This window comes from Dellaglioa sp. CoH-57-MRSF-22 (assembly GCF_056781895.1).
Genome location: NZ_JBXAXT010000143.1, coordinates 1 through 342 on the forward strand (window position 1 = coordinate 1; position 342 = coordinate 342).

The following is a 342-nucleotide window of genomic DNA, read 5'->3' on the forward strand; positions in this document are numbered from 1 at the left end:
GTGCCATATTGTACTCCTGAGAGTTGTTTAGGTACCAGAATAAAATTACGCCATTGGCCCAAGGGGCTGGGTAGCTTTATTCCACATGGGATTTGAGTCGAATCCACCCGTCTTGCCGGGTGCGGCCAACCTGTCTAGATCAGCATCTGCATTCGTGACCGAGACTCCAGACTGGGGACCCTCATCAATTCTCTCGAATGGCCACTCTTGGTGTTCAGTGTTACCGCCGTTTAGGTCTTCGGCTGTTAGGCGCAGCGCCGCGTTTGTCTTAGGCTTAACACTTTCGTGCTTTAGTTCGGACTGCGAATCATTATGCATATCGCCTTGTCGATTGTGCAGGTC

1 protein-coding gene is annotated in these 342 nt (G+C 51.2%); it reads right to left on the bottom strand.

All coding sequences use genetic code 11. From position 1 onward, the window contains the following. Window positions 1-45: 45 nt before the first annotated feature. Window positions 46-342 (bottom strand): hypothetical protein (locus AC1RPR_RS08585; protein ID WP_481763530.1); only part of this gene is annotated, 297 nt, incomplete at its 5' end.